General features: G+C 68.3%; 20 protein-coding genes and 1 tRNA gene. 4 read left to right on the top strand and 17 right to left on the bottom strand.

Annotated elements, in window-relative coordinates:
- Positions 1-35: 35 nt before the first annotated feature.
- The 4 genes from ACTVZO_RS13580 to ACTVZO_RS13565 form a co-directional block, all read right to left on the bottom strand.
- Positions 36-194: a hypothetical protein gene (locus tag ACTVZO_RS13580; protein WP_443298625.1), complete on the bottom strand. Its 159-nt coding sequence runs from the start codon at positions 192-194 to the stop codon at positions 36-38.
- A gap of 26 nt (positions 195-220) precedes the next feature.
- Positions 221-841: a hypothetical protein gene (locus ACTVZO_RS13575; RefSeq protein ID WP_443298624.1), complete on the bottom strand. Its 621-nt coding sequence runs from the start codon at positions 839-841 to the stop codon at positions 221-223.
- Entirely contained in the window at positions 841-1,476 is a 636-nt protein-coding gene (locus ACTVZO_RS13570) for a hypothetical protein (RefSeq protein ID WP_443298623.1), read from the bottom strand. The genes ACTVZO_RS13575 and ACTVZO_RS13570 overlap by 1 nt, the downstream gene beginning before the upstream one ends.
- 71 nt (positions 1,477-1,547) lie before the next feature.
- The gene (locus ACTVZO_RS13565) at positions 1,548-1,808 is read right to left on the bottom strand and encodes a hypothetical protein (RefSeq protein WP_443298622.1); all 261 of its coding nucleotides are present in this window, start codon (positions 1,806-1,808) and stop codon (positions 1,548-1,550) included.
- Positions 1,809-2,107: 299 nt separating this feature from the next.
- Here ACTVZO_RS13565 and ACTVZO_RS13560 point away from each other — a divergent pair, with 299 nt between their 5' ends.
- Positions 2,108-3,106, top strand: a complete 999-nt coding sequence (locus ACTVZO_RS13560; RefSeq protein WP_443298621.1) for an XRE family transcriptional regulator — start codon at positions 2,108-2,110, stop codon at positions 3,104-3,106.
- An 18-nt stretch (positions 3,107-3,124) separates the two neighbouring features.
- Positions 3,125-3,703 carry an HD domain-containing protein gene (locus ACTVZO_RS13555; RefSeq protein WP_443298620.1) on the top strand — a complete coding sequence of 193 codons (579 nt, stop codon included), beginning with the start codon at positions 3,125-3,127 and terminating at the stop codon, positions 3,701-3,703.
- Here ACTVZO_RS13555 and ACTVZO_RS13550 read toward each other — a convergent pair.
- Positions 3,608-3,913, bottom strand: coding sequence for a DUF6233 domain-containing protein (locus ACTVZO_RS13550; RefSeq protein WP_443298619.1), 306 nt, complete (start codon positions 3,911-3,913; stop codon positions 3,608-3,610). The genes ACTVZO_RS13555 and ACTVZO_RS13550 overlap by 96 nt on opposite strands.
- 306 nt (positions 3,914-4,219) lie before the next feature.
- A complete protein-coding gene (locus tag ACTVZO_RS13545; protein WP_443298618.1) occupies positions 4,220-4,408 on the bottom strand; it encodes a hypothetical protein in 189 nt (62 codons plus the stop codon).
- Between the two features lie 355 nt (positions 4,409-4,763).
- Between ACTVZO_RS13545 and ACTVZO_RS13540 the strand changes: the two genes are divergently transcribed.
- Entirely contained in the window at positions 4,764-5,375 is a 612-nt protein-coding gene (locus tag ACTVZO_RS13540) for an LON peptidase substrate-binding domain-containing protein (RefSeq protein WP_443298617.1), read from the top strand.
- A 227-nt stretch (positions 5,376-5,602) separates the two neighbouring features.
- Here ACTVZO_RS13540 and ACTVZO_RS13535 read toward each other — a convergent pair.
- The 11 genes from ACTVZO_RS13535 to ACTVZO_RS13485 form a co-directional block, all read right to left on the bottom strand.
- A tRNA-OTHER gene (locus tag ACTVZO_RS13535) sits at positions 5,603-5,694 on the bottom strand.
- 12 nt (positions 5,695-5,706) lie between these two features.
- Positions 5,707-5,976 carry a hypothetical protein gene (locus ACTVZO_RS13530; protein ID WP_443298616.1) on the bottom strand — a complete coding sequence of 90 codons (270 nt, stop codon included), beginning with the start codon at positions 5,974-5,976 and terminating at the stop codon, positions 5,707-5,709.
- Positions 5,976-6,137: a hypothetical protein gene (locus ACTVZO_RS13525; RefSeq protein WP_443298615.1), complete on the bottom strand. Its 162-nt coding sequence runs from the start codon at positions 6,135-6,137 to the stop codon at positions 5,976-5,978. The genes ACTVZO_RS13530 and ACTVZO_RS13525 overlap by 1 nt, the downstream gene beginning before the upstream one ends.
- 103 nt (positions 6,138-6,240) lie before the next feature.
- Complete coding sequence (locus ACTVZO_RS13520) at positions 6,241-6,579, bottom strand: VRR-NUC domain-containing protein (protein WP_443298614.1); 339 nt, start codon at positions 6,577-6,579, stop codon at positions 6,241-6,243.
- Positions 6,576-6,824: a hypothetical protein gene (locus tag ACTVZO_RS13515; RefSeq protein ID WP_443298613.1), complete on the bottom strand. Its 249-nt coding sequence runs from the start codon at positions 6,822-6,824 to the stop codon at positions 6,576-6,578. The genes ACTVZO_RS13520 and ACTVZO_RS13515 overlap by 4 nt, the downstream gene beginning before the upstream one ends.
- A gap of 390 nt (positions 6,825-7,214) precedes the next feature.
- Positions 7,215-7,481, bottom strand: coding sequence for a hypothetical protein (locus tag ACTVZO_RS13510; RefSeq protein ID WP_443298612.1), 267 nt, complete (start codon positions 7,479-7,481; stop codon positions 7,215-7,217).
- A 31-nt stretch (positions 7,482-7,512) separates the two neighbouring features.
- A complete protein-coding gene (locus ACTVZO_RS13505) occupies positions 7,513-7,749 on the bottom strand; it encodes a hypothetical protein (protein WP_443298611.1) in 237 nt (78 codons plus the stop codon).
- Between the two features lie 43 nt (positions 7,750-7,792).
- Positions 7,793-8,407 carry a hypothetical protein gene (locus ACTVZO_RS13500; RefSeq protein WP_443298610.1) on the bottom strand — a complete coding sequence of 205 codons (615 nt, stop codon included), beginning with the start codon at positions 8,405-8,407 and terminating at the stop codon, positions 7,793-7,795.
- Complete coding sequence (locus ACTVZO_RS13495; protein ID WP_443298609.1) at positions 8,394-8,633, bottom strand: hypothetical protein; 240 nt, start codon at positions 8,631-8,633, stop codon at positions 8,394-8,396. The genes ACTVZO_RS13500 and ACTVZO_RS13495 overlap by 14 nt, the downstream gene beginning before the upstream one ends.
- Positions 8,634-8,700: 67 nt before the next feature.
- Complete coding sequence (locus ACTVZO_RS13490) at positions 8,701-9,645, bottom strand: ParB/RepB/Spo0J family partition protein (RefSeq protein WP_443298608.1); 945 nt, start codon at positions 9,643-9,645, stop codon at positions 8,701-8,703.
- Positions 9,646-9,835: 190 nt separating this feature from the next.
- Positions 9,836-10,159, bottom strand: coding sequence for a hypothetical protein (locus ACTVZO_RS13485; RefSeq protein ID WP_443298607.1), 324 nt, complete (start codon positions 10,157-10,159; stop codon positions 9,836-9,838).
- 548 nt (positions 10,160-10,707) lie between these two features.
- Here ACTVZO_RS13485 and ACTVZO_RS13480 point away from each other — a divergent pair.
- Positions 10,708-11,214 carry a helix-turn-helix domain-containing protein gene (locus ACTVZO_RS13480; protein WP_443298606.1) on the top strand — a complete coding sequence of 169 codons (507 nt, stop codon included), beginning with the start codon at positions 10,708-10,710 and terminating at the stop codon, positions 11,212-11,214.
- Positions 11,215-11,222 lie beyond the last annotated feature (8 nt).

Here is an 11,222-nt window from a genome sequence, read left to right as displayed (position 1 = left end):
TCCGGCGACCGGGCGCGCTCAGGGCCGGCTGTCGGTCAGACGGCGGGGTGCTCGTAGGTGTGGGTGTCGGGGAACGCGGAGTCCGGCACGGCCGGGTCGCCGCCCACGTTCTGCGAGAGGTTGCCCTCCGCGTGCAGGTCGGCCACGAACTCGGCCGGGTCCACCGCCTGGGTGGTGACTTCGAGCTTGCGCATCAGTCCTCCTGTTGATTGGGCGGCTGCTACACCGTGAGGTCGGTGTAGCAGATGGTGATCAGCACCTCGCGCGACTTCGAATCGAGCGGGGTACGCCAGTGGGGGATCCGACTTCCGTCGAACCCGGTGAGGACGCGGTGGCGGATCGGGAACTCCTCGCCACCGTCGGGGTAGGGGGTATCGGCCAGCCGTTCAGCCACCTGCTCAGTGGTGAGCCACCGCAGGTTCGGCAGCCAGCTCATCGCGGCGAGCCCGGGGGTGAGGCCACACGAGAACGTGATCTCGCACTTCCCGTCGTCGCGGTGCACGTGCATGTAGTCGCCGGGCTGGTAGTACTTCAACCCGAACCGGATCGGCGTCATCGAGGCGCGGCCGGTGGCCTCGCACGCGACTTCGGCCAGACCCTTGGACATCGCCAGGGAGTTCAGCGCCTCACCGCCGGGGTGGACCTTGCACCTCTGGGGCGAGGTGATCGACCCGTCCCGCATCGCCAGCAGCCCGGGACGCTGGTTGTGCCGAACAGCCGCGAACGGTTCGCACCGCTCAGCCTCCGCAGCGATCTCCTCCCACAAGCCGGCCTCGACCACGTCGCCCGGAACCTGCGCGCGGCCCTCGGCGAGCCACGTCCGCCGCAGCTCCGACCCCATCACAGGTCCATGAAGGACATCGTGGCCAGCAGCGCCCGCTCCTTGGCCGGCGGGCGCCAGTGCGGCACGTTGTAGCCGGCGAAGGCGCGCACGCTGCCGTCCGCGAAGGGGTGCTCCAGTGCGGTGAAGCTGTCTCCGGAGGGGAACAGGCCGTAGTCGGATACCACCTTGCCGAGCGTGTCACCCGCGGCGTTGCGCAGGTGCGGCGCCCAGCCCATCGGACCGAGCGTTTCCGTCAGGGCGATCGAGACGGTGACGGTGGACTTCACCGAGTCGGTGTGGATGCCCTGGAAGTCGCCCTCCCCATAGAGGACGACCGCACCGCCGCGGGGGATCAGCCGCGGGATCCCCGTCGCCTCACGGAGCGCCGCCAGGAGCTGTTTATCCCAGGCCAGACCTTCGAGGGCGGGCCCAGGCTCGATGAAGCCGCAGTGCACGGGTGAGGCGAAGGAGCCGTCGCGGTGGGCGGCGGTGTGGTCGTGGATGTGCGGTGTCACGCGCTCGATGCGCTCACGCGCTTCAGCCACGATCGCACGGAACCGGGCTCGCTTGAGGACGTCCGGCACGACGACGGTGCCGGTCTTGTCCCAGTCGGCACGGGCCGGGAGCTGGGTGGCGGACGGACCGGTGTCCATAAGGCAACTCCTCACAGAGCAGGGCGGAATGGATTGCCGTTGGGTGTAGATCGGCTATCGGGCATGGAAGGTCAGGACCTCGGGCGGCGCACGATGCCCGAGGGCGGGCCAGCGGGCACGAGCTCGATGTTCGTCAAGTCGGCGGGCAGCTCGATGCCGCCGTTCTTCGGCCGGATGAAGGCGCGGCGTTGGGTGACGGCCTCGCCCTTGTAGTTGCGCATCGGTTCCTGGACCACGGCGGTCAGCTCCCCCTCGGTGCCGGTGGCGGGGTCCTCCACGAGCAGGCCGAGCCAGGGGTGCGGTTCATGCAGGAAGCTGCCGACGGGGGCCATTGCGTATCGCCTCTCTTCGAGGGGGCCGCCTGTGGCGGCGGATGCGCTGAGCAAACGGTGTTGCAGGCCGAACGATGCGGCCTCACGTCCAGCAGAACTTGTGGGCCGTTTCCGAGACTTGAACGTACGGCCGGAGCGAACGCGGTAGGACTGACTGGCAGTACGTGTTGGCGGCGGAGCACGTCCGGGGAGCTGGTATGGCAGCGAGATCACCCGCGCGGGGACGTGCGGCTACGGGGGCTGTAGCGGGGTTCGTGCTGCGCCTGGCGCGTGAGAGCATCCCGCGGACCCAGGTGGACATGGCGGATGCGCTGGCCATCGACTTAGGCACGCTGCAGGGCTGGGAGTCCGGGCGCAGGCCGCTGGCGAACATGAAGGCCGGGGCACTGTTGAGCCTGCGCCGCCGGCTGGGGCTGCTAGGCGCGGACCAGGCGGTGCTGGGACTGCTGGACGCCGCGATGGATGCCGACTCGATCATCGGGGCGGCCCTGGAGCCCCCGGAAGACATCGAACTGCACCCACTCGCTTCCTGGGTACACACGAGGGACACGGCGCACATGCTGGCCTGGTCCTTGACCGGGACGGCGCCCCCGGCCTTGGCCGGGCGCCTGCCCGCGCCCCGCCGCGGCCCCTCGGCCTCCGCGCCGCTGCTTGCCGCAACGGAGAAGGCGATGTTCTTCGACCGCCTTCGAGAGGCAGCCGAAGCAGCCCGGGGGCCGGGGGGCGGCTCGCTCCTGCACCGGCAGGCCCTCTATCTGGCCTCGTACGACCGGGGCCCGGGAGCGGCTGCGTGGACGAAGCAGGCACTGCACGCCGGTCGAGATGTCCTCGCGCGACGAGGCTGGTCGCAGTACTGGGCCCAAGCGCGTTCCACGGCAACGGCATTGGCCCGCCACGGAGATCCGCAGCCGCTGCTCGACTTCATCGAGCGATCCCTCGCCGGGGATGACGACGCCGAGGCCGCCAATCTGAACTACTGGGCGTACTGGCTGGGCGGGGTCCGGCTGCCGCAGGCGGACGACCAGTTCATGCAGGACCGGGAGCTCACCAGCTGGGACCCAGTCACGCTGCTGCGGGATCTGACGTACGGGCTGCACTATGCCCCCGGGTACGTCGACCTGTACGCCCACACACTGTGGGCCCTGCTTGCGGCTCACCCGTGGCTGCCCCAGGCGTCGAAGCCGCTGGCGCACGACCTGGTGGAACGCGCGCAGCGGCTACTGGATGGGAACGGCATCTCCGAAAGATCCCGCCGCGAACTCACCACCGTGCACTACGTTCTTCGTGATCGCACCTGAGACCGGAGGTCATCACACATGGCAGACGACACGGCGCACGCCAAGGGCACAGCCGGCTTCATCTTCGAGATGGGCGTGCTCAAGAACGCCAAGCGCACCGGATGGTGGTTCACCGGCAACAACAACCCCGAGTCCATCGCCGAGCACAGCTTCCGAGTCGGCATCATCGGCTCCGTGCTGGCCATGATGGAAGGCGTTGACCCGGCCAAGGTCGCCCTCATGTGCCTGTTCCACGACACACAGGAGACCCGGATCGGGGACATCCCCCACATCGGCCGCCGCTACATCGAGGCCTCCACGAACCAGACGGTGACCGCTGACCAGGTCTCCGCCGCCCACCCGGCGGTGAAGGCCGGCGTTCAGCGCGTCGTCGACGAGTACGAATCCAACGACAGTCCAGAGGCGATCGTCGCAAAGGACGCGGACAAGCTGGAGTGCCTGGTGCAGGCCGTCGAGTACCGCGCGCAGGGTAACACCCTGGTGCAGGACTGGATCGACACCTCACTGTCCAGCCTGAAGACCGCTTCCGCCCAAGCTCTTGCGGAGGCTGCGCTGACGATGTCCCCGCTGGAGTGGCGCAAGACGTTCCTCAGCTGAGCGCGATCGTCCCCTACCGCTACCTGTACCGAGCTTAAGCGCAGGTACCAGGTCTGCGGCGGCATCACAGCTGGTGCAGGCTTCGATACCTGGGCGTTTCAGGGCATCGAGGGAATCCTCGACGCCCGGCTCCCGGCCGCCGCTCTCCCCGCGCGGGCAGTCGTGATCGTGGACGACCAGGCCGCGGCCTCCCGGTTTCGGGCGCGTCACCCATCCCCACCGGTACGGGATCGGCTAGTGAACTGCCCGATGCTTGGGAACGACGTGCAGGTCGACGCCCAGGATGGGTTCCAGCACGTAGGGGCCACCCACGTCCGGAATTCCAACTGCTCGATCTCACCGCCCTCCGCGTGCCGCCACATCGGCGCACCGATGTACATCCAGGGAGCCGTGATGGTCTTGGCGCCACGCGTAGAGCCTGGGCTCCAGCCGCAGGTGCCCGTCGGGCAGCAGCCGCGTGATCGGTGCCCACGGCTCAGGCTCGACGCCCTCTTTCCACAGGTCCGGGGCACCCACTCACGCCGCCTCCACCCACGCTTGCACCCTCGCTGTCCGGCGCAGTTCCACCAGGTCGGCGTACGAATGTCCCGGCTGGGCCCGGTAGGGGTGGGCGTACAGGTCACGCAAGTCTGCGATCAGCTGATGCCGCAGGTCGGTGGTGTGCCAGCTGTAGGGCCGGGCGAGTGTGGCGTAGGTCCGGATCACTTTGACCTGGGTGAGTAGAAGATCGTCAGGGAATGCCGTTCGCACCGTGAGTCGAATAGGCCGCTGGTTCGATTTACTCGGCAAGCCTCCAGGGGGTAGCACTGTCTGGCGCATCGCACTTTGAGTGAAGCTCACCGAGTCTGGTGAACCTTGGTTCATCTTGGCGAGAGTTAAGCACGCAGGTCAAGCCAACTATCGAGCTCTTTGAGCCGCGTTGCTGGGGCCGATGGCTGAAAGGGCGGTAGGCGGGGCAGGCAGGCTCGAAGATCGGCTACGTTCCGTCTGTGTACGGCCGTGTCACGCCTGCTCGGCAGTGCGGAGCGCGGTAGGAACTTCGAGTCTTAAGGACGGGAACATGGCAGCCAACTTCATCGGTCCGGTGCTGGTCACGACGGGGAACTTCGTGTTTCCTAAGGTCGAGATGGAATTGGAAGTCGGCCGCAAGGCCGGTGTTTCTGCTATCAACGAGGCCATCGGCAAGTTCGACGGGCAGATCGTCCTGGTCCCCCGGATGGACGACCTGAAGGCCGACATTCCACAGCTCGATGACATCGCGAAGGTCGGCACCCTGTGTCACGTCAAGGTGCACAAGACCCACGAGGATGGCACCCTCGCCGTCTCCTTCCATGGGCAGCGCCGTGTGTCTCTGACGAAGCTGAACGAAGGGGCCGCCTTCTATTCGGCCGAGACCGAGTACCTCGCTGAGGCAGAGCTCACCGAGGAGGCCGAACAGCAGCTGATCAGCAGGATCATCGACAGCCTCCAGCACATCCTGGACGTTCACGGCGCGGTGCCCCAGAACCTGATCAGCGACGTCTCCGGAGGCCTGAAGGCCACGCAGATCATCGACAAGCTGGCACAGTTCCTCCCCTACCTGACCGTGGGCAAGCGCCAGGAAATCTTGGAGGAGGCGGACCCCGTCAAGCGGCTCGACCTGCTGCTGGAGGGCACGTCACAGGGCAAGTAGCCACTGGAGGGCGCTGGCAGCTCGACACCTGCTCTCACGAGCAACAGCCTGAGAGCCCGACGGCGAGTTGCCGGCTCCCACCGGGAGGCAACCGCAGGACATCCGCTGCTCAGACTTCGGGGAGACCGCTTAAGGGGCGATGCGACAGGGCAGCACGTTTGTGCGGGCGAGCCCCCGTCGAGCGCGCGAAAAGGTCCCCCGGCTTGGACAGCCGAGGGACCTTGAGGTGCCCACCCCGGGGGTCGAACCCGGATCTCTATGGCCTTCCTCCCGAGCGAATCGGGTGACCACGCACCTCTACCAATTGGGTCAGGCGGGCAAGGGGGCAGCCCTACGGTCGGTCCGCCGCGGGGGTGCCGACGTAGCGCGCCCAGACCGCCCCGCTCGACTCGCCCGTCTTGCGTGAGGTCGCCTCGAAGGCCCCGGCGGGCCGGAAGGCGCGGATCTTGCCTTGCCGGATGCGGTACGCAAGGTTCGCGGCCTGGGTCTTCAGGTCGTGGTCGGAGATGTGCGCCCAGTCGCCGGGGCGCTCGCGCAAGGCGCGGGCAGTGCGGCCGGCCGCGGTGGCGTCGTCCGGCAGCGTGTCGAAGCGGGCGTGCATCAGTGTTCTCCGTTGGTGGCCATGGCGGACTCGGCGAGAGCCCGGATGCGGGCTGCTGTCGCGAAGGGCTCGTCGGCGAGGTGGGCGCAGAGTTCGTTGGCGAGCGCCGCGATCTCCGCGAAGGTGGCGGTGGCCGCGGCGGTCGCTCCGGGTGTCGTCATCAGCGGTGGTTGCAGCGGCATGTGTTCGTGATCGGGTTGAACCACGATTCGCAGGAATGGCACCAGACGGCGCCGGGGACCGGGGGGTTGGACGGGTCGGGGCTCATGTGGTCTCTCTGGGGCGGAAGGCATCGGACAGGGTGGCCCGCGGGCCGTCGGGGGCTAGGGTGGCGACGATCTGTACCAGGTCGCGGGGGCGCCACAGGGCGACCTCGAAACCGCAGGCGGCCAGGTGGCGGAGCCATTCCTCCTGCGCCGGCCGGATGCGGCCTGTGTCGGTCTTGAGCTCGACGAAGAGCGTCCTGCGAGCCTTCGGGTGTCCGTAGACCTCGTCAGGCCATCCGGCGTCGCTGCGTCGCGAGTTGTGCGTGTGGTAGGCGAGCGACCAGCCGCGCATCGCGGCCAGCTGGCGAACGTGGCGGCGGAAATGCTCCTCGGTCACGTGCTGCTGGGCTGGTAGGTCCAGTCCGCGATGGCTGCGGCAAGGACTCTGCGGTGGTGCGCGGCCATCGGGTCCGGGCGCGGCTTGTGCGCCGGTGGAGCGGCCTTGCGGGCGGTGCGGCGGACGCGTTCCTTGAGGACGTCCTGAACGCGGTATCGCTCACTGAGTAGTTCAGCGAGCGGGTGCCCGTACTGCTCGATGAGGTGCTGCTCGTCGAGGCCGTCAATGGTCGTGGTTGTAGGCATCTGGCTTCTCCATGGGTGGGCCGGGACCCGCAGTGGGGGCGGGTCCCGGCCGGAGGGGGTGGCTCGTATCGGACGAGCCGGTCCGGGCGGGCTGGGCGCGGGGTGTCGCTGCCCGTCCGGAGGCTGGGTGGGTGTCGGGCCGTGCCTGCGGCCTGACGATCAGACCGTAACACGTAAATAGATGGTGGCCTATATCTAGTCCACTTCGATCACCTCCGTCAGGACATGGGATGCAGGTTGGGGCCGGTCGGGCCACTGAACCCGCACGAGTCGATCGCCCGTAAACGGGTCGGTCGCGTGACCCACGACCGTCCCGAAGAGGCGCAGTTGGCCGGAGCGTGGGGAGCTCGCCGGTGTCACGGTTGCACCCTTGCCGGGTTCCGATGCCACTCAGGCCCCCCGGCCGGCGGCGAGGAGTTCGAGCCCTTGCCCCCAGGGGGCCGTGACCGGTTCGTTGAAGGCGCAGCCGCCGCCCGCCCCTTCGAGGTCGGTGGCGGTCCAGTCGGCGCCGCTGCCGGAGGCCGGGCGCTCGAAGTGCTGGACGTCACCGGCCTCCAGGCGGATGGCCAGGCGGAGGCCGCCGGAGCCGGTCGGGGCGATGCTGAAGGCAGTGCCGGTGGTGAGTGCCTCTTGGGTGAGTGCGTCTCCGGGAGTCATGGTGGTCCTTTTGTTGATGGCCTATTTGGGTTCAGAAGAGGGCGCCGAAGCCGTCGCAGAGCGGGCAGGTGTCATCGTCCGGGGCTACGTCGTCTTCGCAGGCGGGGCAGTCGAGCCGCCTGCCGATTCCCCGGCAGTCCTCGCACTCCCGGATCTGCTCGTGCGGGCCGTGGAGGTAGGCCTCCGTGCCGACCCCTTCGCAGTTGCCGCATTCGGGGGCGTCGATGCCGAGGATGTCGGCGCAGTCGACCGGGCTGAAGACGGGCATGTGAACCTCTCGATCCGGAGGGGTTCACCCCCTCTCCTTCTATCTAAATTCTACTATCCTTGAGGGAGGTGTCTACCCCTTCGGTGATCCAGTTCTCGACAGCGTCGAGCGCCGCATCCACGCACAGCCCGGCGGAGGCGCTGTTCAGGCGCCGCTCCCGCGCCCACCGCCAGGCCATGGCGATGCGGCCAGCGGCTGACACCCTCACCGCACTGTTCCCTGGCGCTTGCCCTATCCAACCGCGCCGCTGCAGGAGCGCGGTGGCGGCCGGCGGGATACGGGTGAAGCCGGATTCGATGCGGACCTCCCCGCTGGGGCCGGTCACGAGGTGGGCTCGGTTCGCCGCGAGGAGAAGAAGCCTCAGGTCCTCGTCCTGCCGCGCGGTGAGCGTCTTGGGGGCGGCGACGGGGTCGAGGACTACCCGTCGCCCGCGCTTCTCGAGGATCAGGGCCCCGTACGCTCTGGCCCGGACAACGCCCCGCGGGTGGCCCGAGACTCGCGCGATCAGCCGGTCGGCCTCCCAGGCGGTGAGATAGCCGAACTCCCCGCCACCGGGGAAGGGCATCTCCTTGTACGCGGCGTACTCGAACCCGCCGTCCAGGTGCGGGCGAGGCGTCAGCACCCAGTCCTTCCCGTATCGGGTTTCAGGGTGCGGCATCGAACAACTCCGCCTGCCCGGCGCCCGGAGCCCGCCGGGCCTTCGGGTGTTCGGTGGCCGGTGCCGCGGGCTCGTCGCCGAACAGGGCATCCGTGCCGGATCGGTGCTGCGCCGCCACGATGCGCGCCGGCCCCGGCATGACGGCCAGGGCAAGGGGAGCCTTGGTGTCGAAGTCTGCGGTGGTCATGCTCGCCCAGTCGCTGCCCAGTGCACTGCTGTCGTTCATCGCTTTCCTCCTCGTGTGGTCGGGGTGAGGCCAGGGGCGGGGCCTTGGAGCCCCGCCCCTGTCGGCATCAGGCCGCGACCGGCTCGGGCTGCTCGCTGTGCTCCTCGGCCTCGGCCTCCGGGTTCACGAGAATCTCCCGGGCCTCGGCGTGCGCCTTGGCCTGCTTGAGCTGGAAGCGAGCTTTGGTCAGCGACTCGGCCACTCGGTCCAGCTGCTCCAGCCGCTTGCCGACCTCGCCCTCCAGGGCCTCGGCGAGCTTGAGTTCGCTGGTGGCGCCGATCTCGTCCAGCAGTACGCGGATCTGCTCGATCTTGTCGAGCGTGGTCTTCGTCTTGCGCTGGGAGGCGGCCCGCTTCTCCTTCTGCTCGGGCGTGAGGTCCTCGGTGATCATCAGGACGGCCTGGTTCTGCTGCTGCTTCATGGCGTAGGCGAAGTGAACGATCTGGTTGTCGCTCTCGAAGTCGCCTCGGGTGAACTTGCTCAGCATCGCGCCTTGGTTGGCGAGGCTGAGCTGTGCGATCTGCACGGCTGCCTGGGTGCCGATCTTGCCTTCGGAGACGATCTTCTGGAACTCCAGTCGGAGGTTGAGCAGCTGGAGGCGGAGCTTCACGTACGCCACCGTCTTGCCGAAGTCGGCGGCCACCGTCTTCTCGGTGGCGCCGCTCTCCTCGTCCAGGATGCGCTGGTAGGCGTTGGCCTCCTCGAAGGGGGTCATGTCCTCCCGGTTCACGTTCTCGCTCACCGACCGCTTGAAGGCGCGCAGGTCATCCTTCTCGGAGATGACCGAGACCTTGATCGTGGCCTTCTCCAGGAGCTGGTGCGCCCGCCAGCGCCGCTCACCGGAGACGATCTCGTACCCCTTGTCGACGGGCCGGACCTCGATCGCGGTGATGAGGCCGTAGTTCTCGATGGAGGCGGCCAGCTCCTTCAGTGCCTCCTCGTTGAAGTACTCGCGGGGCTGGTTCGGGTTGCGGCGGACCTGGGACATCTTGACGGTGCGGATCGTGGACATCTCGTGCTCTCCAAGAGGTAGTTGGTGGGGCTTCCCGCCCTCACCTTATATCTAAATTCTACTACCTCTGAGGGAGGTGTCCAGCTCGGGGTGATCGTGGGAGTGTGACCCCTGTCACGCTCGCCGGGGGCGCTGGCCTGCGGAAACACCAAAGGGGCGCCAGCGATCTGGCGCCCCTTCAAGCTGAGCCCTACGCGGCCAGTAGCCCCCCGGCCTCCACGCGCTCACGCCACGCCCGAACCTCCGCCGGGGCCCCAGGAAGCAGGGCGGCGGCGCAGTCGTGGCGGATCGGACAGGTTCTACACAGGCTGTCGGGGCAGCCTGCGCTCTGCATTGCCGCGGCGGCCGACCGGCACGCCGCGCTGCTCCACGCGATCGGCCGCGCGAGCGGCTCGGTCATGTGGCCAAGATCGCTCAGCATCATCAGGGCGCGCGAAGCGTCGGCCGGTGTGCCGGCCGCGCCTCCCTGCCGTGGCTGCTGAGACAGCGCGATGACGCGCTGCACGTCGATCACGTGCCCCCCAAGGGTCGGTCGAGGCATTGGTACGGTCCCGCCTCGATAGCCCCGGCGCCCCCCGCGGACGCCGTTCTTATGCCGTCCGGATCGAGGGAGCCTGATCTCCCGGGCCTGGACGGCGGCCGCCGAGGCTGGCCCGCCGGCCGGGGTCCGCTTGTGGCGGATCGGGTCGGTCGCGGGGAAGTCGGGCGGCATTCTTCTCCTCGGCCTCGCTGTCCACGAGGCGAGGTGACCACCTCACAGGCGGCCAGCGTCGCGTAACTGCGTCCGGCGTGAAAGCACGTACTGCTCCGATGTCGGGCCCGGGCCGCAGCGCCGGGCAGAGGAGGGCGGCCCCTGCGTGGAACACGGTTGCCCCAGGTCACGCGCGTGTCGCTCACCTGAGAGGGGTCGTTAACAACAGAACATACGTCCGGGGACCGACACACTGTCAAGTCAGCAAGACAGGCACGGGGTGGGGTGCCTGAGGAACCGTTAAGCAGACTAGATACCCTGGGGGAACCAGCAGGGCAGCCCCGCCAGGGGCGAGAGCAGATAGGACGGCCATGGGGAAGGACGCTCCCCCCAGCCGTGGTGTGATCGGCGACCGACTTGACCACCTGATCCGGGAAGTGCACCCGAAGGACCAAGACCCCTTCAGCGAGCGAGAGATCGCACGCAGGATGGCCGAGAAGGCAGCCCCGGGCGAGCCGACCCTGACCCACGCGAGCATCAGCAACATCCGCAACGGCACCACGCGGAACCCTGGCGTGGACAGCCTCCGGGCGCTGGCGAAGTTCTTCGGCGTCCCCGTCGCGTACTTCCTCGACGACGACGTGGCCGAACTCACGGACCGGCGCATGGCCGAGCTCAAGGCGGCTGCCGAACGGGCAAGAGAGGTTGAGAGCCTCGCCCAAGTCTTGGAGGACAACGACGTCCGGGCGATCGCCTTCCGCCTCAACGACCTTTCCACAGCGTCGCTTCACAAGATCGCCGGGTTCGTTGAGGGCATGCGCGCCTCGGAGGGACTGGCGGATGTTGCCGACCGCAAGTCCCGCTCGTCGCACGCTTAGCGATCTTG

This window comes from Streptomyces sp. IBSNAI002, from assembly GCF_052244475.1.
Classification (GTDB): domain Bacteria; phylum Actinomycetota; class Actinomycetes; order Streptomycetales; family Streptomycetaceae; genus Streptomyces.
Note: the sequence above shows the minus strand (reverse complement) of the source record. Positions and strands in the feature narration are given on the sequence as shown.